14 protein-coding genes and 1 pseudogene are annotated in these 20329 nt (G+C 40.5%); 7 read left to right on the top strand and 8 right to left on the bottom strand.

Annotation, left to right across the window (positions count from 1 at the left end):
• Positions 1-315 (top strand): annotated as a pseudogene (locus I8751_RS15420) (ISKra4 family transposase); the annotation flags it as partial.
• 132 nt (positions 316-447) lie between these two features.
• Here I8751_RS15420 and I8751_RS15425 read toward each other — a convergent pair.
• The 3 genes from I8751_RS15425 to I8751_RS15435 form a co-directional block, all read right to left on the bottom strand.
• On the bottom strand, positions 448-852 hold the full coding sequence (locus I8751_RS15425) for a response regulator (RefSeq protein ID WP_214440030.1): 405 nt from the start codon (positions 850-852) through the stop codon (positions 448-450).
• Between the two features lie 139 nt (positions 853-991).
• Positions 992-1276: a DUF2470 domain-containing protein gene (locus tag I8751_RS15430; protein ID WP_214440031.1), complete on the bottom strand. Its 285-nt coding sequence runs from the start codon at positions 1274-1276 to the stop codon at positions 992-994.
• 368 nt (positions 1277-1644) lie between these two features.
• On the bottom strand, positions 1645-3036 hold the full coding sequence (locus I8751_RS15435; protein WP_225894180.1) for an ATP-binding protein: 1392 nt from the start codon (positions 3034-3036) through the stop codon (positions 1645-1647).
• 368 nt (positions 3037-3404) lie between these two features.
• Here I8751_RS15435 and I8751_RS15440 point away from each other — a divergent pair, with 368 nt between their 5' ends.
• The 3 genes from I8751_RS15440 to I8751_RS15450 all read left to right on the top strand — a co-directional run bounded on the left by I8751_RS15440 (position 3405) and on the right by I8751_RS15450 (position 7462).
• Entirely contained in the window at positions 3405-4046 is a 642-nt protein-coding gene (locus I8751_RS15440) for a DUF4276 family protein (protein ID WP_214440032.1), read from the top strand.
• A gap of 84 nt (positions 4047-4130) precedes the next feature.
• Positions 4131-6731, top strand: coding sequence for a DNA mismatch repair protein MutS (gene mutS, locus I8751_RS15445; protein WP_214440033.1), 2601 nt, complete (start codon positions 4131-4133; stop codon positions 6729-6731).
• Between the two features lie 251 nt (positions 6732-6982).
• Entirely contained in the window at positions 6983-7462 is a 480-nt protein-coding gene (locus tag I8751_RS15450; protein ID WP_225894181.1) for a Uma2 family endonuclease, read from the top strand.
• 260 nt (positions 7463-7722) lie between these two features.
• Here the strand turns inward: I8751_RS15450 and I8751_RS15455 are convergent, their stop codons facing one another.
• Both I8751_RS15455 and psaM read right to left on the bottom strand, forming a co-directional pair.
• The gene (locus I8751_RS15455) at positions 7723-8133 is read right to left on the bottom strand and encodes a slr1601 family putative cell division protein (RefSeq protein ID WP_214440034.1); all 411 of its coding nucleotides are present in this window, start codon (positions 8131-8133) and stop codon (positions 7723-7725) included.
• Between the two features lie 648 nt (positions 8134-8781).
• Positions 8782-8877, bottom strand: coding sequence for a photosystem I reaction center subunit XII (gene psaM / locus I8751_RS15460; protein WP_214440035.1), 96 nt, complete (start codon positions 8875-8877; stop codon positions 8782-8784).
• 158 nt (positions 8878-9035) lie between these two features.
• Here psaM and I8751_RS15465 point away from each other — a divergent pair, with 158 nt between their 5' ends.
• Entirely contained in the window at positions 9036-10292 is a 1257-nt protein-coding gene (locus I8751_RS15465; RefSeq protein ID WP_214440036.1) for an FGGY-family carbohydrate kinase, read from the top strand.
• Between the two features lie 780 nt (positions 10293-11072).
• On the opposite strand, the gene I8751_RS15470 is transcribed toward I8751_RS15465, so the two are convergent.
• Positions 11073-13520: an ATP-dependent Clp protease ATP-binding subunit gene (locus I8751_RS15470; RefSeq protein ID WP_214440041.1), complete on the bottom strand. Its 2448-nt coding sequence runs from the start codon at positions 13518-13520 to the stop codon at positions 11073-11075.
• A gap of 231 nt (positions 13521-13751) precedes the next feature.
• Here I8751_RS15470 and I8751_RS15475 point away from each other — a divergent pair, with 231 nt between their 5' ends.
• A complete protein-coding gene (locus I8751_RS15475) occupies positions 13752-14048 on the top strand; it encodes a DUF3288 family protein (protein WP_214440037.1) in 297 nt (98 codons plus the stop codon).
• Between the two features lie 1165 nt (positions 14049-15213).
• On the opposite strand, the gene I8751_RS15480 is transcribed toward I8751_RS15475, so the two are convergent.
• Both I8751_RS15480 and I8751_RS15485 read right to left on the bottom strand, forming a co-directional pair.
• Positions 15214-16422 carry a 4-hydroxy-3-methylbut-2-enyl diphosphate reductase gene (locus I8751_RS15480; RefSeq protein WP_214440038.1) on the bottom strand — a complete coding sequence of 403 codons (1209 nt, stop codon included), beginning with the start codon at positions 16420-16422 and terminating at the stop codon, positions 15214-15216.
• Positions 16423-16784: 362 nt separating this feature from the next.
• Complete coding sequence (locus tag I8751_RS15485) at positions 16785-18920, bottom strand: hybrid sensor histidine kinase/response regulator (protein WP_214440039.1); 2136 nt, start codon at positions 18918-18920, stop codon at positions 16785-16787.
• An 889-nt stretch (positions 18921-19809) separates the two neighbouring features.
• On the opposite strand from I8751_RS15485, the gene I8751_RS15490 reads away from it, so the two are divergent.
• Positions 19810-20196 (top strand): four helix bundle protein, encoded by a 387-nt coding sequence (locus tag I8751_RS15490; RefSeq protein ID WP_214440042.1) that lies wholly within the window; start codon positions 19810-19812, stop codon positions 20194-20196.
• The last annotated feature ends 133 nt before the right edge of the window (positions 20197-20329 follow it).

The following is a 20329-nucleotide window of genomic DNA, read 5'->3' on the forward strand; positions in this document are numbered from 1 at the left end:
CTAAAACGCTTGAAACAAGCGCAAGCTTTTCTTTGGAAGGGTCAAGTTGAGGAGACTAAAGCTTTATTTGCTCATTACAAAGGTAAACACGCCCAAAATTTTTGTCGTTACCTTGATAAGCATCGCGATCGCATTATTAATTATGAGTACCATCAAGCTGAAGAGATTTGTTCAATTGGGTCTGGGTCGGTTGAATCTGCTGTTAAACGGGTTGACCGTCGAACTAAGATATCTGGAGCGCAGTGGAAACAGGAAAATGTACCTCAAGTCCTTGCCCATCGTTGTGCCTACCTCAATGGATTCTTATCTGTTTGACCTTTCTTCAAAAAGTGAGATGCTCCCAATCTCACTCTATTAAATTGTGCGAAAGTATGTTTTTTACATCTATCAATTGACGTAGAAATGCAAATAAATGTAGTTATTTATAACGTAATAGCTGTTTCACAATTACCAATTACAACAAGCAACCAAATTAGCGACAATCTCAACTAGGTCTTTTGGATCAACTGGTTTAGATACATGAGTCTGAAAACCCGATTCCAAGGCGCGAACACAACTCTCGCGATCGCCATGCGCTGTTAAGGCAATGGCTAAAACTCGTCCGCCAACATCTGGTTTTAGCGCACGTATTTTGCGAATCAAGCTGTAGCCATCTTCTCCAGGCATACTTATATCACTAACTAAGACATCGGGTTGCAATTCAGGTAGCACTTTCAATGCTGCTACTGCTGATGGAACTGCTACGACAGTGGCCCCATCTGCTTCTAACACAGTAGTAATGAAAAAGCGGCTATCATCATCATCCTCAACTACGAGAATGCTTAAACCAGCAAGTGGGAAAGGAGGTTGCATAACAAACTATAAATATTTTATTTGTGTTTCAAGAACGCTGACGTAATATTTAGAATGCCACGAATAATCCAATTTTCTTTTAGCTGTGATGACGTTATACCAACAAATTAAGCGCTCATTGTTATCAAAAGACGAATTTTTACTTCGCCTTAATCCGCGCCTGCTTCACCATTGCAATTAAAGTTTGATGAGCATCTTCTGCATCTACCAAAACATGATCAAATTCAATGCGAACTGGTACAACTTCTCCATTCACTTGTGTCGTTAAATCCATCCCCTGAGAATCAATCGAACACATCTGTGATGCCGTTGCATTTGTGACACCACCAAAAGCTTGAGCATAAATAATCACCGCATCAGCATGATCTTCGTTCATGTGTTTGCAGATGCGCGAGCTAATTTCAGTAGAGAACTCTTCAGACATTTTGGGCTTTCCTTCCAGTCATACAGCAACAAGGTAAATTCTAAGATAATCTGGATCAGATTTGCAGGTTTTCAGTTAAGCAAACAATTTTCGGACTAGTGGTCTGTCTCATAAGGGATAAGGGGATAATAAATAAGTTCGTAGTCAGGACTTTAGTCCTGAATATTAAGCACTAAAGTGCTTACTACGAACCCAGCAGAACTAATGAGATAGACCACTAGTGGTTCACCGCATTAAATTTGAGGGTTAAGAGAACGAACCGCCAAAGACGCATAGACGCGTCAGAGGCTACTCTTCGAGTTCTCCGAAGGGTAGAGCGCAAAGGAAGAAGGAAGAAGATAAATTGAAATTTGATTCACCTATCAGAATTAATGCGACAGACTACTACGCTGAATTGGAATTGTAATCACAAATTCAGTTCCTGCTCCCAAGGCAGATATGCACTGTAGCTGACCACCATGTTTTTCGACAATAATTTGATAGCTGATAGATAAGCCTAATCCAGTTCCTTTACCTACGGGTTTGGTAGTGAAAAATGGATCAAATAATCGTTTTTGTATACTCTCTGGAATTCCTGGGCCGTTATCAATAATCCGAATAACTACTTGTTGATTATTAAAATGTTCAGTGCGAATGGAAATTTGGGGATTTGGAGTTGTCAGGTGTTTATTGTAAGGCATTTGGCTCACTAATGACTCTTCTAGAGCATCAATAGCATTCGCCAAAATATTCATAAACACCTGATTTAGTAGTCCAGCATAGCAATCTACTAAGGGAATATCTCCATATTCCTTAATAATGTTAATGCTTTGACCTATATCGTGATTTTTAAAACGACTTTTTAAAATTAACAAGGTACTATCAATACCTTCATGAATATCAACAATTTTTTTCTCAGATTCATCGAGACGAGAAAAATTTCGTAAAGAAAGAATGATTTGCTCAATGCGCTCAGTACCAACCTTCATAGAAGCCAAAAGATGGGGAAGATCATTGGTTAAGAAATCCAATTCAATGTCAGCGATCGCAGTTTGAATTTCCTTTGCTGGCTCAGGATAGCATTTTTGGTACAATCTGATGAGTTGGAGCAAATCTTGACTATATTCAATGGCATGGACAATATTACCAGCTACAAAGTTGACAGGATTGTTAATTTCATGGGCAATACCCGCAACCAGTTGTCCCAAGGCAGCCATTTTTTCATTTTGAATTAATCGAGTATAGTTCTGCTGAAGATCACGAAAGCCAGCTTTAGCAATTCTCGATTGTTCTTCTACTTGTTGTAATTGAGTTAGTGTTAAGACATGAATTTGAGAATAGGCTAAAAGTAACTGATGAAAATCGACTAATTTATATATTTCAGACAGAGTTTTGACTACAATCGGTTCATATACAACTTGGGGTGGTCGTCGCAAGGTTATCTGAGTAGCTTCAACAATAGATGTATCCTCCGAAAGTGTAATTCCTGCCATCTGGAGAAAGTTGTAAAGATTTGCCGTAGGTCGTTTAGAAAACAGTGATAAACTATAAGGCCGGCTCATCTGCTCAAAAAATCTTTGCCGCGAAATCATCCCTACATATTGCTGATTTTTAGTCAAGATAATTCCTGGTAGCAAAGGCTCTTGCTGAAAGAGTGTCGCTAATTTATCCGCCGGACAATCTACCTCAATGTAAACCTTCCAAAGTGGTAGTTCCTGTAAAGTAGAGTTCAATTGCAGGTTCAGTTCACTAGCATTTTCCATGCCATGCATCGCCAGCATATTCTAAATCCTTGCCTCTTGGTTTAATATTTCTGGTAGAATCCTGAACAGCAGATATTTACAAAGTCAATTATTAGTTACAAACTTATATTTCCCTAATTGCTGCCCAAAAGTAACAGAGTATCTGTAGAAAGGGAAAGCTTACCAAGATATTTAGTGAGTTTTGATCATGCGATCGCTTGTTTCGCACACTCACAATAAAAATAGGTGTGTCAGCCAATAATCTCAACGAAGGGTAAAAAATTCGTGAATGATCGCCCCTCATCTGTAACATCAAGTTATCATTGATATAGTATATTTTCTATGCATAGTTACTAAGACGTATGACATTCATAAAATATAGATGATTAGCTAAATAGGAAAATTTAATGGAAGGTAAAAGATTTATCCGCACTCTGCGATTAGAAAACTTTCTTTTTTATGCAAGTGAATGTCTGTATGATATTGCTAGTGAAAACATGAAAATATTTCCCGTTATGTGCGGCGGCTCCCGGCGTGATGCTTATGAAGATTTTAAAACGGCTTTAGAGTCTCAACCAGAAGCTTTCAATGTTTTATTAATTGATGCTGAATCTCCAGTTTTTTCTACTGTTACACCTTGGGAACATTTGAGAAATAGAATAGAAGATCATCCTTGGATTTTAGATGCAGTTAATTTTGAAAATGAGCAGTGCCATCTAATGGTACAAACAATGAAAGCATGGTTTATTGCTGATATTGATGCTTTAAGAGAGTTTTATAGTGAAGAATTCAGGGAAGATGGAATACTTCAGGCAATAGCACGATATCGTAGTGTAGAAACAATTTCTAAAGCTACTCTAAAAGTATTACTTGAGGCAGCTACTCGCAACACAGAGAAGGGCAAATATCATAAAACAAGACACGCTCCAAAGCTTTTAGCATTGTTGAATGCAACTAGGGTTCGTGAAGCTTCGCCATACTGCGATCGCCTTTTCACCACACTAACAGCAAAAATGGGTGTATTAACCAGCTACCCTGAAGAACAATAAAAATTCTTGAGCGATCGCCCCTTAAATTTCACATCACGTTATCATCGAGTATTGTGGCTTTCCCGTGCGTAACTCCTAGCATCTATGACCGCTTCTGACTCTGCAACAGAACCCACTAAACCTAATAATGCTAATAAATTTATCACAGACCATCGACAGGTAGACCGCAGCAAGCTCAGTCAAATGTACTTGCACTATGTCGAGACGAAAGATAAATATCTTCACGCGGTGTTGTTGTATCGGGTAGGAGATTTCTTTGAATGCTATTTTCAAGATGCTGTCACCTTAGCGCAAGAATTGGAATTAGTCCTGACTAGCAAACAAGCTGGGGAACAAGGACGAGTGGCAATGTCTGGTGTACCGCATCACTCTTGGGAACGCTACACGACGCTGCTAGTCGAAAAAGGCTTTGCAGTTGTGATTTGTGACCAAGTAGAAGATGCATCAGAAGCTGCTGGGAGATTGGTGCGGCGTGAGGTAACGCGCATTCTTACCCCTGGTACTTTGCTAGAAGAGGGAATGCTCAAATCCAGTCGTAATAACTACTTGGCGGCTGTGGTCATTGCCGCAAATCATTGGGGTTTAGCTTATGCAGACATCTCCACAGGTGAATTTCTCACCACTCAAGGCAGTGATTTAGAACACCTCACCCAAGAATTAATGCGCTTGCAACCTTCGGAAGTGTTGGTTCCTAGTAATGCTCCCGATTTGGGTAGTTTGCTGCGTCCTGGAGAAACTTCGCCCCATCTTCCCCAGTGTTTGCCACCATCATTTTGCTATAGTTTGCGATCGCAAGTTCCCTTTTCTCAAGGTGAAGCTAGACCTAAATTATTGCAGAAATTTAAAGTGCGATCGCTCGAAGGACTCGGTTGTGATCATCTTCCTCTAGCCGTCCGGGCTGCTGGCGGTCTTCTAGAATATGTGGAAGATACACAAAAAGAAAATCCAGTCTGTCTTCAGAGGCTACGCACCTATACCACCACCGATTATCTAATTGTTGACCACCAAACCCGCCGCAACCTCGAAATTACCCAAACAGTCCGTGATGGCACTTTTCATGGTTCTCTGCTATGGGCATTAGATAGAACTAGCACAGCTATGGGGAGTCGGGCGTTGCGGCGCTGGTTACTGCAACCACTACTCGATATTAAAGGTATTCGCTCACGGCAAGATACCATCCAAGAACTGATAGAAAATACACCTCTGCGTCAGGATTTGCGGCAGTTGTTGCGTCAAATTTATGACTTGGAACGGCTGACAGGACGTGCAGGTTCGGGTACTGCTAACGCTAAAGATTTAGCGGCTTTGGCAGATTCTCTCTCACGCTTACCAGAATTAGCCCACTTAGTGGCTGATGCCGATTCTCCCTTCCTCAAAGCTTTGCAGAAAGTGCCGCCGATTTTGTCAGAATTGGCACAAAAATTACACGTCCATCTTGTGGAATCGCCACCCATACACATCAAAGAAGGCGGATTAATTCGTCCAGGAATTAATCCCCAGTTGGACGAGAGAAAAGCAACTGTAGAAGCAGATCAACAATGGATTGCCAATTTAGAAGTTGACGAAAGGGCAAAGACGGGAATTCCCAACTTGAAGGTAGGATTTAATAAAACATTTGGTTATTACATTAGTATTTCCCGTGCCAAAGCTGACCAAGTACCAACTAACTACATCCGCAAACAAACCCTAACAAATGAAGAACGTTACATTACCCCAGAGTTGAAAGAACGCGAAGCTAGGATTCTCACGGCACGGGATGATTTAAATAGATTGGAATATGAAATTTTTACAGCCTTGCGCGAAGAAGTAGGACAACAAGCAGATGTCATTCGCAATCTTTCCCGTGCAGTAGCGGCGGCGGATGTTTTGTGTGGCTTGGCTGAGTTAGCGGTGCAGCAAGGTTACTGTCGTCCAGAAATGCTATCAGGGCGGAAAATAGGAATTGTTGATGGTCGTCATCCGGTGGTAGAACAATCTTTACCTGCGGGCTTCTTTGTACCAAATTCGACTCAATTAGGTCAAGAGTCAGTTGTCAGTGGTCAGTTGTCAGTGGAAACAGCAACTGACAACCCCGATTTAGTTATCCTTACCGGGCCGAATGCTAGTGGTAAAAGTTGTTATTTACGTCAGGTGGGATTAATTCAGTTGATGGCGCAAACTGGTAGTTTTGTACCAGCTAGGTTTGCTAAATTGGCAGTATGCGATCGCATTTTTACTCGTGTAGGTGCTGTTGATGATTTGGCAACCGGTCAATCTACCTTCATGGTAGAGATGAATGAAACAGCAAATATTCTCAATCATGCCACTTCCAAGTCATTGGTGTTATTAGATGAAATTGGCCGAGGAACAGCAACATTTGACGGACTTTCGATAGCTTGGGCTGTAGCAGAATATCTAGCAGTAGATTTGAGGGCGCGGACAATTTTTGCTACTCACTACCACGAGTTAAACGAACTGGCTGGGATGTTACCGAACGTGGCTAATTATCAGGTTACGGTGAAAGAATTGCCCGACCAAATTATCTTTTTGCACCAAGTCCAACCGGGAGGCGCTGATAAATCCTATGGTATTGAAGTGGGAAGATTGGCGGGTTTACCTGCGGTAGTAATTCAACGTGCTAAACAAGTCATGGGGCAAATTGAGAAACACAGTAAAATTGCAGTTGGGTTAAAGAATTTGGATTGATTATGTCGATTGACTAATTATTTGTCGTGTTAACAAATTAGTGTCCATTTTGGATAGCAAGCCCTAGATAAAACCAATTTTGGAGCAGTAATAATGTTAGGTTTACTAGAAAAGTTTAACCGTCTAGAAGAGTTAATGAGTCAGTCAGCATTAAAAAATGTTGACTCTGACCAAATTTTATTGATGAATGGGATTAGCTGGGATATATATGAGACGCTATTACAAGGTTTCCAAATAATTCTCATTATCGCTTGAAATATTTAGAAGGTACTTTAGAAATAATGTCCCCTAGCCGTCGTCATGAATTTAATAAAAAGATTATTGCTTTATTGGTAGAAGCCCATTTTTTAGAAATAGGTATTGATTTTTATCCTCTAGGTTCAACTACTTTTAGAAAACAAACAGCTGCTAGAGGAATAGAACCAAATGAATGTTATTGTTTTAACTCTGAAAAATCTATTCCCGATCTTGCTATTGAAGTGGTTGTGACAAGTGGGGGAATTGATGATTTAGTCATCTATCAAGGTTTAGAAGTACCAGAGGTTTGGTTTTGGCAGAACCATCAGTTTTCATTATATTATCTGCGTGGTAATAAATATGAGTCAATATCAAAAAGTGAATTTCTACCAAATTTAGATTCAAATGTCTTGGCAAGCTTTGTTATGTCTGATGAAAAGCCAAGAGAAATAATATTAAAATTTCTCCAACATATCCGTAAGAGCAATTCATAAATTGCCCTTACAAGGACAAACTTGTATTTTTTACATCTTTGGGGAGCGTTCTATATATACTAGAACTACTTTGTAAAAATAAATACTCTGGTTATATTTATTCATAATTATGAGCAACCTAAAATAATCCGAAATCCTTAATTTAATATTTATTTTCTTGAGGGAACTCCAAAAAACAAGCTATCCAATTTATTCAGATTCTATTTTTCTTACTCCCCCTGCTTCTACAAATATTGGACATTTTTTAGTTGTAAGTCCACTTAGGGTGATGAATTTGATGCTTCGATTTCCTTACCATCTTGATCCATCAACACAATCTGACGCTGATTAGGGTCAAATCGGTATCCTTGTTCCTGCATAATGCTTTTAGTTTGACTCGGATCAAAGTTACGACTAAATTCAGCCTGCAAACTATTGACGCGTCCTTCCGTCAGCTTAACTTCAGTACGGATTTCTCGCAACTTGTCTTGTTGTGACCAGTGATAAGGCAAAAGTTGCATTAAGGCAGATATAGCTGCTGCTGAGATTGCAAAATTAACCACTATCTTGACTGTACTTTCCATTGCCATTACTTGGTAAGAGCGTTGGCGCAGATGCCGCTTTGGCCGAGGAATAACTCGACGTTTTTGTATAGGTTGTAGCGGGGGTCTAGATGGTTGGATCGCGTTCATGATGCTAAAAAGAGACTCGCTGATTGAATATAAATACCTTGAAGAGCTTACTGGCGCTAATTACAACTTGATTTAGCTGCCATATTACTTCATTTTTAGGAAATTGCTATACGTATGCAGCAATTTTAAAAAAATAACGCAATATACTTACGTAACTGGTTCTGCCACCAGCTTCTGGCAATAGCACCTAGTCTGCCAGGATTATAGTCTTTTAACAGTTATTGTCAATTCTAATGTTGTGTTTTACAAGTGTAATCACAATTAGTTGCCAATATAAAAATCTTTAAAGTTTTCCCATATTTGGGGATTTTCAATGTATTCCATCGCACGCCAAAAAATCTTTGTCGTTACTGTCTTCAACTTGCTTAATGTCTGCTACGGAAGTTGAAAGTTGTATCACTACTGACCAAATAACAAAAATTTTTAGCTAATTGCAATCTTGCTTTAGCCTTGTTGAGTTGTAATTTGTTTAAGTAATTTTTATGTAAAACAGTAATTTCTTATACTTGCGTTTACTGCGTACGTAGAATAATCTTTGTCACATTACATCTTTGATTTTATGAACACAACAACCAGGCTTAGCCTGGCTGTTGTTCTTGAGTGCAGCGCTTTTGTTTACGCCCCACTCACCATGTCAGAATTGTGACGTTATTTGTAAAGTTCTGTTGTTAAACGCCAAGCCAGAATTCCTGGAATTAGCGCCACAACCAGAGCGATGTAGACTTGAGTGTCTGATATAGGCATGGTGGGAAACCTCCTGAGCTTCAAATTGATTTTGAACCGTTCGTTTACTACTTTTCCTTGTTTTGCCAAGATTGTGGAATATCTTGTTACAAGATGCAACAAAAGCAGTTCTTAGCCAGTAATCATTAGTTATTCTTCTTAAAAAAAATTATAAAACTATGAATTTTTATTTGGGGATCGACTTCGGTACCTCTGGCGCACGCGCTGTAGTGATTGATGATGCAGCTTGCATTCAAGCAGAAGCAAAGTATCCTTGGGCAAGTTCTGGTGTTTCTGACTGGGTAACTGCTTGGCAGACAGCTTTGTTAACTCTATTAACTAAAATACCTGAAGAATTGCGGCGAAAAATCAAGGCGATCGCTATTAATGGTACTTCTTCTACTGTCTTGCTGGTTGATGCTCTTGGCAAACCTGTAGATGCGCCTTTATTTTATAACGACGGGCGGGGATCAAGCGTGTTAGAGCAATTAAGAAGCTTCGCACCCGCTAATCATACAGTCTTGAGTGCCACCTCTAGCCTTGCCAAATTGCTGTGGATGTCGCAACAACCTTCATTTGCTGAAGCTCAATATTTTTTGCATCAAGCCGACTGGTTAGCATTTCTGCTACATGGACAGTTGGCTATTAGCGATTATCACAATGCTTTAAAACTGGGTTATGACGTAGAAGAGTTGAAATATCCAGAATGGTTAGAAAATCTGCAAATACCGATTCAGCTACCCAAAGTTTTACCTCCCGGTACTCCCATTGGAGAATTACGCCCTGAGATTGCGGCTAATTTTGGTTTACCAGTTGATTGTTTAGTATGTGCTGGTACAACTGATAGTATTGCTGCATTTTTAGCTAGTGGGGCAAAATTGCCTGGGGAAGCGGTGACTTCTCTAGGTTCAACGCTAGTAATAAAACTCTTAAGTCGCACCCGCATAGAAAACTCGCAATATGGAATTTACAGCCATCGCTTGGGCGATTTATGGCTAGCTGGAGGTGCTTCTAATACTGGGGGTGCAGTGCTGAAGCATTTTTTTACAGACACTGAGTTAGAAAGCTTCAGTCGCCAGATTAATGCATCAACAGCTAGTGACTTAAATTATTATCCATTATTGCAACCAGGCGATCGCTTTCCCATCAATGATCCCCATTTACCTCCACGATTGACACCACGCCCAGATAATCCTGTCGAATTTTTGCATGGGTTATTAGAAAGCATTGCCCGCATAGAAGCACAAGGATATAAATTATTACAGCAAATGCAAGCAGACCAGTTGAGCCGTGTTTATACTGCTGGTGGTGGTGCAGCAAATGAAACCTGGACTGCGATTCGCCAACGATATTTAAAAGTGCCAGTGGTTTCGTCAGTGAATACAGAAGCCGCTTATGGCACAGCACTATTGGCCATACAAGGTGTAGAAAAATGAAATAAGGAGAGCATAATTCAGCATCCTTATTTTAAAACCGTATAGTTTGTTCACAAATATTTTTGAGATCCGTATCTATCCCAATGACAATAGACAAATCTCGATTAATACTAGGTTTAATAGATACCAGATTATAGGGTTCCAGGTTCTTTCTGGGCAGCTATTCGGGGATGGATGCTTGTCATCTATCCCCTTAACTAATACATAGCAATCCTAAAAAATCTCCGATTACTTTCTCTGCGGTCTCTGAGTCTCTGCGGTTAATTTCTTCTTACAAATGATTTAAGACTGCTATAGCGGTAAATACACCACTCTAGTCTCTAGTCCCTAGCCCCTAACCTCTTTTCCTGTACACAACCGAGAAGCGCTATAGGTAACAGTCTGCACAACTAAAGTAGATTTCTGGAAAAGACATAATCCCAAGTGTAGACATCTTCAAATATTACTTGACGCTTAAACAGCTCAAGAGGGACTCATGATTAATCGGGCTATGGACATAATCTTTGTAGATTCCTTCGCCTTTGCAATTAATGTGACACTAGGTTCTGTACTTCAAAGTAAAATATGCAACTATTCATGGGAAGGAAAAGTAGTAAGTGAGCCTCAAACAGAAGAAATCAGATCTGATTCTTCCGAACATCTAAATAGTGTTGAACCAAATAAACCACCGCCAAAACAGTGATTCAGTAATGAGGAATAATTTCTAGAGAGTTTTGATAAAAAATTCCCCTAGTATTACTACCAGGGGAAAATATCTAATGCAGTGAGTTAGTTGAAATATTAGCCAGCATTAGCTAACAGTAACTCCCGTTTTTCTGAACTTTGTATTCTCACTTGATTGTCATCATCAACATCAACAGTAGCTGTATCACCATTGCTAACTTCTCCAGACAGCATTGCTTCAGCCAGAGAATCTTCTAACAAGCGCATAATTGCCCGACGTAACGGTCTAGCACCATAACTGGGATTATAGCCTTCTTGTACTACTAGCTCTTTGAAGCGTTCTGTAACTTCTAAAACGATGCCTTTTTCTGTCAAGCGGCTGGAGACATCGCGAAGCATGATGTCAGCAATTTCCTTGACTTCATCTTTAGAAAGTTGAGTGAAGACGATAATATCATCGAGACGGTTAAGGAACTCAGGACGGAAGTAAGCTTTTAGTTCTTCGTTGACTAGATTGCGAATGCGGTTGTAACTAGCATCGGCTTGAGTCTCAAAGTCGAAACCTAAACCACCGCCACCTTTTTCAATTACCTTAGAACCAATGTTGGAAGTCAAGATAATCAGCGTGTTTTTGAAGTCAACTTTCCGACCTTTGGCATCGGTAACGTGTCCATCATCCAACATTTGCAGCAACATGTTGAACACATCGGGGTGAGCTTTTTCGATTTCATCGAATAGCAACACTGTGTATGGTCTACGCCGCACAGCTTCGGTAAGTTGTCCGCCTTCGTCGTATCCTACGTAGCCAGGAGGTGAACCAATCAGCTTGGAGACGGTATGGCTTTCCATGTATTCGGACATATCCAGCCGAATCATCGCTTCTTCAGCACCGAAGAAGTAAGCGGCTAATGCCTTCGCCAATTCTGTCTTACCGACTCCGGTGGGGCCTGAGAAGATAAAGCTAGCAATTGGACGATTGGGGTTCTTTAACCCAACTCTGGCACGACGGATGGCACGAGATACGGCTGTAACCGCTTGTTCTTGACCAATTAACCGCTGATGCAGTGTGTCTTCTAGATGTAACAGCAACTCTGACTCAGATTCGGTGAGTTTGTTAACTGGTACACCAGTCCACGAAGCCACGATTTGAGCAATATCTTCTTCGTCAACAACGGGTTTGTTGATAGTTTGCTCAGTTTGTTCGGCTTGGAGATCTGCTTCGAGTTTTAATTCTTCTTCGCGCAGTTCTCCAGCTTTGTCAAAATTCTGGAGTCTGACTGCTTCTTGTTTAGCTTTGGTAACGCCAATTAATTGGCGCTTCAGTTCCTTGTTGCTAGAAATTTGAGAGTTCCGCAAATGAACGCGGGAACCAGCTTCATCAATCAAGTCGATTGCTTTATCTGGTAAGAAGCGATCGCTAATATAACGATCTGACAACTGCGCTGCTGCGACAACAGCCGCATCAGAAATTTCTACTTTATGGTGCTGCTCATAAGCTCCACGCAAACCATAAAGAATATCGATAGTTTCTTCTACTGAGGGTTCACCAACCATAATCGGTTGGAAACGACGCTCTAAAGCCGCATCGCGCTCAATGTGCTGACGATACTCATCCAAGGTGGTAGCACCGATGCACTGGAGTTCGCCTCTAGCCAAGGCAGGTTTAAGGATGTTAGCAGCATCTAAGCCACCTTCTGTGCCACCAGCACCAACTAAGGTATGAATTTCATCAATCACTAGGATGATATTGCCCGCCGAACGGACTTCTTCCACGATTTTCTTGATGCGTTCTTCAAAGTCGCCCCGGAAGCGAGTTCCAGAAACTAACGACCCCATATCCAGGCTGATGACTAGCTTATCTTGCAGAGTTTCCGGAACATCCTGATTAACAATGCGTTGAGCTAAACCTTCAGCGATCGCAGTTTTACCAACTCCTGGTTCCCCAATCAATACTGGGTTGTTCTTTGTTCGCCTACCAAGAATTTGGACGGCGCGCTCAATTTCTTTTTGACGACCAACTACGGGGTCAAGTTTGCCTTCTTGCGCTAATTTGGTCAGATTTCTGCCAAACTCCTCTGTGGTTGTTGCTTTGGTACGTTTTGGGCTACTACCACCCACAACAACTGCGGCATCATCGCCTAAATGGCGAACGACAGCAGTACGCACACTCTTGAGTTCAACCCCTAAATTTTGTAGGACTTTGGCGGCGACACCTTCACCCGCCTCGGTTAATCCCAAGAGTAAGTGTTCAGTATTGATGTAGTTGTGTCCAAGACTATTAGCTTCTCTAAACGATTGCTCAAATAGACTTTTAACCTTGGGGGTAAAAGGAATTTCTGGTGGTACAAAACCAGAACCTCTACCAATAATTTTCTCTACTTCGCGACGTGCTTCTTTGAGGGTAATGCCCAATTCGTTCAGCACTTTAGCAGCAACCCCAGTTCCTTCTCCAATTAGTCCCAGGAGAATTTGTTCAGTTCCTACAAAGTTGTGCCCCAGACGACGGGCTTCCTCCTGAGCTAGCATAATTACTTTAATTGCTTCGGAAGTGAAGTGTTCAAACATAGCGGGTTCTTGCTCCCTTGCTGCTTGGACTTTGGGTGAGTAAAAATTCACCCTCATTTAAACTTTTTTGTATTTTCTTAGAGATAATGTATCTTTATTTAAAGTTGAATGGCAGTGGTGAGAGCCGTATGGGCTAGGGTGTGGTTGCCGTCATGATTAATTATGGCGCTATGGACAGGCTTTTACCTCTGAATTCTGGATGAATTAACAATCTGACTAAAGGTATAAAGTATGGCTGAACTACACGGAGGTAAAGATCAACAACATCCACTTTACAATCGCGATCGCCCCTCTATTAATAGTTTACTCGCTCAAGAGGCGACAGAATACAATTTGGCGGAATTAGCTAGACTGCGAATTCGTTATCAAGGCTTTCCAGGCGCAAGAGATATCCAAAACGATCTAGATAAAGTTTTGCAGCAGTGGGGTTTGACGGAAGCCGAACTTTTTGAGAAGACGCGCCAGATGCATAATATTGGGGGAATTTATCAAAGTCGAGGCAAAAAAGAAGAACAGGATTGGAATTAGTCGAGGGAATGGGGCATAGGGCATGGTGAGACAGCGCTGCGGAGAGAAGTGCCTTGCGCGGGTTCCCAAGGCACTCCGTTGGGCGGGCAATGCCCGACTTGAAGGAAGTGCCGCCGCGTTGTGGCAACTTCGGGGAGGGTTTCCCTCCGCAGGCGACTGCGTAAAGCCTGCGGCATAGCTACGCTTAGAGCGCAGCGTTAGTGAGCTTGCGAACGTCACCCGAAGGGCGCATAGCAAGAGATCATACCCCTACAAAGCTTGCGGATGACGATTCCTTATACTTAATTGAAAGTCAAATTCTGAATGCGAAAGATTGTGTTTTATTAAAAAGCTCAATTTGCCGAACTTAAACTTTTATCAAATAGAGGTTCATACACAAAAAAATGTGTAAAATTTGATTTATATTTACTATTTTTTATCAATTTTTTAGCCTTAAGGATCACTGATCAAGCAGCAACGTGATCAGTCTTGATATCCAGAGAGAAAATTTGATTTGAGGCTTGCTAAGTACAAATAAAAAAAAAGGTTTGGCAGTCAGCCAAACCCTTCTATAAATCCAGTGCATAACAACATCCCGCATTAATTTACCTATTATTTGAGTGATTGGTCATCTTCCTTTAGGATGTGTCCAAATCTCATAAAAACTGATATTAAATAATTGCAGTATAAATAAATACATTTAATCAACAAATCATATATATCAATAACTCTGGAACCTCAAAACGTTGCTATAAGCACTATAATTTTCCTACCTATTCACCAGATAAAAGTAGGACTTCGACTAGATAGGCAAAAGAAAAGACGGGTTTTATCCCGTCTAAATAGCTTGAAAGTGGTAACACACCTTAGAATCTGTAAAAAGAGGACGAATCAAATTTATAGGTTGTAAGAAGAGCAGTTCATAAAAACAATCAAATCGGCAAGCTTTTTTGCACGAATTGCTTTAATTATGCTCAATCTTGGCAATTTTCATAAATATATCATAACGATGTTTTTAAGACTTGCCAAAATGCCAATAAAAAAGACGGGGTTAAATCCCGTCATAAATATAACAAGTAAAAACATCTTGGTAATCTCTGTAATATATCAAAATTAGCTTTTGAATACTTGCCGTTTTGGCAAATAGTTACAAATACAACAGATGTTTTTACATATTTGCTATTTATTAAAGCATTAATGCTGTAGCCTTCAATGTAAAAATCTTTTCGATCACATCTTCTACTACTTTATCTGGTGTAGAAGCACCAGAAGTAATACCCACAACAATTTCACCATTTGGCAACCAATTATCTGTGATCACTAAATCACCATTTAATTGCCGATGTTCAATGGATTTTTTTGATTTAATTCGCTCTACACTATCGATGTGATATGAAGGAAGTTGACGTTCAGCCGCAATTTGTTGCAATTGAGTAGTATTCGATGAGTTAAAACCACCAATTACAATCATCAAATCTATATCATGTTGTACTAAATCCAACATGGCATCTTGCCGTTCTTGAGTTGCATCACAAATAGTATTAAAGTTTTGGAAGTGCTGATTTAACTCAGTAGGCCCATACTTTTGCATCATCGTATGCTCAAATAGCTTGCCAATCTGCTCAGTTTCACCTTTGAGCATTGTAGTTTGGTTAGCAATACCAACTCGCTCTAAGTCTATGTCTGGGTCAAATCCTGCGGAACAAGCTTTAGCAAATTTTTGTAGAAATTCGTCACGGTTCCCACCATTGAGAATGTAGTTAGCTACATAATTTGCTTCTTGCAAATTCAAAACAATCAGATATTTGCCAGCAAAAGAACTGGTAGCAACAGTTTCTTCATGCTTATACTTACCGTGAATAATTGAAGTGTAGTCGCCTTTTTTGTGTTTTTCGACTGTATTCCAAACTTTAGATACCCAAGGACAAGTAGTATCGACAATTTTGCAGCCTTTATCGTTGAGTATCTGCATTTCTTGGACACTGGCCCCAAAAGCAGGTAAGACGACTACATCACCAGTTTCTACAACAGAAAAGTCTTTTTGTCCTGTTGCAACTGGGATAAATTTTACTTCCATCTCCTGCATCCGCTGATTTACAGAAGGATTATGAATGATTTCATTGGTAATCCAGATGCGTTCTGTGGGAAAGTGCTTGCGAGTCTCATAAGCCATAGACACAGCACGTTCCACACCCCAACAAAAGCCAAAGGCTTGTGCTAGTCGGATTGTGACATTACCGCGTTGCAAGGTGTAATTGCGATCGCGAATTTCTTGAATTAAGTTACTTTGATACTCAGATTGCAGTTGAGTGGCGATTTCCGCTTGATGCCCAAATCCCTTACGATTGTAATTTTCTGAATGTTGGAGTGTACGCTTAAAAGCTTTTGTATCCATATTGATGATTTAATTTAAGTTACTATTTTTCATTTTCTCATCTATTTATACAAGGAAGTTCACACTGATCCTATCGGGTTCAGTGTTTCGATCCTCTTCGTTGAGTGATGGAAAAAAAGACGATTAGAGGTTGCCCCAAAGGCTATTCAGGAATTAGAGGCACTATATCAGTACTTTTTTAGTACTAAAGTAGTATCAAATCAGCATAAAAAAGGTTTTTAGATTAAAGTCAATTTTTTTTCTGAAACATAGTCTGAGTATGATTTTCAGGCGACGCATGGCGGCAAAATGCGTTTTGGCTACTTTTAACCCTTTTTACGCCAAGGTTTCCGTATATATGCTCATCTTACAAGATAGTGAAATTATGAAATCTCAATCGCAGAGTTCAAAAGGCTATTAATAACACATAATAATTGGCTGATAGTGTAAGGTTTGTGCAAAAAAACATTAACATCGACCTTAGCAGGTGCGGCAACTTGGCTGCTCATTGAGATGCCGCTGATAGCAACAATCTTGACTTGTGGGTTAATTTGCTGCATGATGCCGATAGCGGTTAACCCATCCATATCGGGCATCATTATATCCATTAATACCATGCTGATTTGATTCTTGTGTTGGGCATATAATGAGATCGCCTCAATGCCATTACTAGCAGTCAAAATTCTATAGTTAGAGTCTTCTAAGGAAGTTTTAGTAATTTCTAGAATGGCAGCTTCATCATCTACAACTAAAATCAATTCTCCATTGCCGTGGGGCAAAAGAGAAATTTCTGCTCGTTGGTTTATGCTTTCCTTGAGAGCAGGTAAGTACACCTGGAATTGAGTGCCTTCGCCTACAACACTCTCCACGCTAATAAAACCACCGTATTTTTTGACAATGCCAATCGCAGTAGAAAGACCTAGCCCTGTACCTTTGCCCAATTCTTTAGTTGTAAAAAAGGGTTCAAAAATGCGCTCTAAAATGAGTGGAGGAATACCAAATCCTGTATCTTTTATAGTAATGACCAGATAAGGCCCTACCTTAGCATCAAACTTCATCCTGGCAAAGTTTTCATCAGCAAAGAAGTTGTTTGCAGAAATCTCCAGCGTGCCGCCTTTGGGCATGGCATCACGAGCGTTGACGCACAAGTTCATTAATACTTGATGTATTTGAGTAGAATCTGCTTTGATAGTCCAGAGGTTTTGCTGGGGTTGATTCTTCCTAATTTGGATAGATTTCGGAAATGTGCTGTGGACGATTTGCTCAATTTCCAACAGTAAAGGTTCTATTTCTAAAGAAACGCCCTGTCTTTGAGAACCATGTGAAAATGTCAGAATTTGCTTGACCAAATCAGCCGCACGTTTAGAGTTATCTTGTATAATTAAGAGCATTTGCTTATTCCGCGCATCTAGATGAGTCAGTTTAGGCGTTAACATTTGAGCCGAAAGCATAATTGGTGTTAATATGTTGTTCAAGTCGTGGGCAATGCCACTAGCTAGCGTGCCGAGACTTTCCAAACGCTGGGTACGGAGAAATTGGGCTTGAAGTTGTTTTTTCTCAGTAATGTCAGTGTCAACACTAAGGATAGATTTTGGTTGGGACGCTTCATCATACATTAGTGTCCAGCGGCTTTCGACAATAATGGACTGACCAGATTTTGTTACTTTATCTAACTCACCTTGCCATGAGCCACAGTTAAGGACATCTTGACGAGCCGCTTCTAGTTGCGGTGAAGTTTCTTTGTACAAAAGCTTTTCGGCGTTGTGTCCCAAAATCTCATCAGCTTGCCAACCATAGAGACGCTCGGCACCTTGATTCCAGAATAAAATTTTGCTTTTGAAATCTCGGACTAAAATTGCGTCAGTAGTGATATCAAGTAGAGCAGCTTGTTCTTTAATTTTTTGTTCCGCTTGCTTGCGCTCAGCAAGTTCGGATTGTACCTGCTCATGCAGTTGAGATTGTTGGATGGCAATGCCTACTTGTGTTGCCAATTGCTCAAGCAAATCAATTTCCCACCTCTGCCACTGTCGAGGTGCCGTACACTGGTTGGCAACTAATAATCCCCACAACTTTTCTCCTTGCAAGATAGGGACTGCCAAGTTTGCCCTGACCTGAAATTGAGCAAGTAAATTGCAGTGGCATTCAGTAAGACCTGCTATATAAATATCTTCTACAGCTTGAATGCGTCCTTGTCTGTACTCCTCACCTTTGGTTTCCATAAAGTAAGTGTCTTGGACTTTAGCATTCAGAACGGATTTCCAATTTTCATCAACAGATTCCACCACCACAACGCCACTGTAGTCTGGGTCAAAGCGATACATAAATACTCGGTCTGCTCGGAGAAACTGCCGTACTTCAGTTACAGTAATCTTCAAAACCTCATCCAGACTCAAACTCTGGCGGATGCGTGTTGCTATTGCCATCAACAGTCGTAGCCACTCAACCTTCTGTTGCAGTGCTGACTCTGCCTGCTGACAAACGCTGCTAAGGCACATTTCATTAGACTTATCACTGTTCATTTCTAAATATGCCTGACTATTATAATTTGGCTGTTAATATCTCGCGTTTGCTGGTTATCGCTAAAGATTATTGCCCTGAGTTATTAAAAACATATATACTTCAAAGCTCTCTTTTAAGAGATTGTTTCCCTAAAACCAGAATTTTTCTAAAAAGGTTTTGAACTAAATCACAACTAAAACAATTGCAACATAAATGTTAATTAGTTACAAATCCAGAAAACTACATATATGCCAAAGACGAAGTGGAACAAGGAGATAGATCTACATAAGGTACAGTTATTTACTTTATTTCGACCATTAGGGGTTCAGCCGGGATCTATGTATTAGTCGCATCTTTCTTAACAAAAGAGTGAAAGGCTAGAAATTAGATACAGCAATAGTTTGAGGGATTTGTCGCGTACCACGGTATTTGACCTCGATCCCGCGCTATTTGACAGCTGTGAGTCAAGGTCGAAATGTAAGCACAGAGAAACTTACAACGATATAAGTCTGAAATCCAGCCGCCAGAGCTTTTGAGCGCGCCTTATATACAACATCACAAGTTATAGCAATCGCTGGAATGTCTCTTTTTTTCATTAGCCTACTCTTCGCAACTGAGTTGCGATTGCCCCCAGCCTATACCTCGCAAGAACAGTGCGAGGTCGAGCCTCGCAGGCTGGGGGAGCAGGGGAAGCTGGGGAGGCTGGGGGAGAAAGATGTTTGAAAATATCCTGTGACTGTGATTATCTATACTTTTACAGTACGGCTGTTATGTCAGCCTTTAAGTCTGGGTTATAGCTAATAAAAAGTAAATTTACGAGAGAATAAAGTGTTGGTCAAGCGTTGTGGCTTTACACTTTGGGTGCAAAGCGATCGCGCTTTGGATAAAACCACACTCAATTTATTTAAGATGAGCCGAGAAAAATTTAGAAGTCATGAGGATTTAGAGGTATACAAAAAAGCGTTTGATGCTGCGATGCGACTTTTTGAACTATCAAAAAAATTTCCAGTAGAGGAACGTTATTCATTAACTGACCAGATCCGCCGTTCGTCTCGGTCTGTATGTGCGAACTTTGCAGAAGCTTGGCGAAAGCGACGATATGAAGCGGCATTTGTAGCCAAACTTAACGACTGCGAAGCTGAAGCGGCAGAAACTCAGACATGGATTAAATTTGCAGTTAAATGTGAATACCTTGATGTTGAGATAGGTAGAGAAATTTATGGAACTTATAATCAAGTTCTGGCAGGGCTTGTAAGTATGATCAATAATCCATCACCTTGGTTAATGGAACATTAGGTTGACTATTTATTACCTTTAAAACTTCTGCTTTGTCACATAATCATGGGAGAAAAATGCTCGCTGCCTTAAGTATATTTTAAAACATCTTTCTCCCCCAGCCTCCCCAGCTTCCCCAGCTCCCCCAGCCTAT

This window comes from Atlanticothrix silvestris CENA357 (genome assembly GCF_016056295.1).
Classification (GTDB): Bacteria; Cyanobacteriota; Cyanobacteriia; order Cyanobacteriales; family Nostocaceae; genus Atlanticothrix; species Atlanticothrix silvestris.

What these genes read in the sequence shown, in the direction of transcription:
- mutS (WP_214440033.1), top strand. Translation starts at nt 4,131, where the DNA reads ATGACCGCTTCTGACTCTGCAACAGAACCCACTAAACCTAATAATGCT.
- I8751_RS15480 (WP_214440038.1), bottom strand. Translation starts at nt 16,422, where the DNA reads ATGGATACAAAAGCTTTTAAGCGTACACTCCAACATTCAGAAAATTAC.
- I8751_RS15485 (WP_214440039.1), bottom strand. Translation starts at nt 18,920, where the DNA reads ATGAACAGTGATAAGTCTAATGAAATGTGCCTTAGCAGCGTTTGTCAG.
- I8751_RS15475 (WP_214440037.1), top strand. Translation starts at nt 13,752, where the DNA reads ATGGCTGAACTACACGGAGGTAAAGATCAACAACATCCACTTTACAAT.
- I8751_RS15425 (WP_214440030.1), bottom strand. Translation starts at nt 852, where the DNA reads ATGCAACCTCCTTTCCCACTTGCTGGTTTAAGCATTCTCGTAGTTGAG.
- I8751_RS15470 (WP_214440041.1), bottom strand. Translation starts at nt 13,520, where the DNA reads ATGTTTGAACACTTCACTTCCGAAGCAATTAAAGTAATTATGCTAGCT.
- I8751_RS15465 (WP_214440036.1), top strand. Translation starts at nt 9,036, where the DNA reads ATGAATTTTTATTTGGGGATCGACTTCGGTACCTCTGGCGCACGCGCT.
- I8751_RS15440 (WP_214440032.1), top strand. Translation starts at nt 3,405, where the DNA reads ATGGAAGGTAAAAGATTTATCCGCACTCTGCGATTAGAAAACTTTCTT.
- I8751_RS15435 (WP_225894180.1), bottom strand. Translation starts at nt 3,036, where the DNA reads ATGCTGGCGATGCATGGCATGGAAAATGCTAGTGAACTGAACCTGCAA.
- I8751_RS15455 (WP_214440034.1), bottom strand. Translation starts at nt 8,133, where the DNA reads ATGAACGCGATCCAACCATCTAGACCCCCGCTACAACCTATACAAAAA.
- I8751_RS15490 (WP_214440042.1), top strand. Translation starts at nt 19,810, where the DNA reads ATGAGCCGAGAAAAATTTAGAAGTCATGAGGATTTAGAGGTATACAAA.
- I8751_RS15430 (WP_214440031.1), bottom strand. Translation starts at nt 1,276, where the DNA reads ATGTCTGAAGAGTTCTCTACTGAAATTAGCTCGCGCATCTGCAAACAC.
- psaM (WP_214440035.1), bottom strand. Translation starts at nt 8,877, where the DNA reads ATGCCTATATCAGACACTCAAGTCTACATCGCTCTGGTTGTGGCGCTA.